We start from the raw sequence: 545 nt of genomic DNA, 5'->3' as shown, positions 1-545 counted from the left end.
CCTAACAGATACACCAGCGGTCAGTCCATCCCGGTCCTCTCGTACTAAGGACAGCTCCTCTCAAATATCTTACGCCCACGCCGGATAGGGACCGAACTGTCTCACGACGTTCTGAACCCAGCTCGCGTACCGCTTTAATGGGCGAACAGCCCAACCCTTGGGACCTACTTCAGCCCCAGGATGCGATGAGCCGACATCGAGGTGCCAAACCACTCCGTCGATGTGAACTCTTGGGAGTGATAAGCCTGTTATCCCCAGGGTAGCTTTTATCCGTTGAGCGATGGCAATCCCACTTTATACCACCGGATCACTAAGTCCTACTTTCGTACCTGCTCGACCCGTCGGTCTCGCAGTCAAGCTCCCTTATGCCTTTGCACTCTTCGAATGGTTTCCAACCATTCTGAGGGAACCTTTGAGCGCCTCCGATACCCTTTCGGAGGCGACCGCCCCAGTCAAACTCCCCGCCTGACATTGTCCCCCAGCCGGGTCACGGCTGCAGGTTAGAAATCCAATCACACAAGGGTGGTATCCCAACAGCGGCTCTG

1 rRNA gene is annotated in these 545 nt (G+C 55.8%); it reads right to left on the bottom strand.

What is annotated here, in order from left to right:
• A 23S ribosomal RNA gene (locus tag C0033_RS26670) occupies window positions 1-545 on the bottom strand; the annotation flags it as partial.

The sequence above is a fragment of the Clostridium sp. chh4-2 genome (assembly GCF_002899675.1).
Lineage (GTDB): Bacteria > Bacillota > Clostridia > Lachnospirales > Lachnospiraceae > CHH4-2.
Note: the sequence above shows the minus strand (reverse complement) of the source record. Positions and strands in the feature narration are given on the sequence as shown.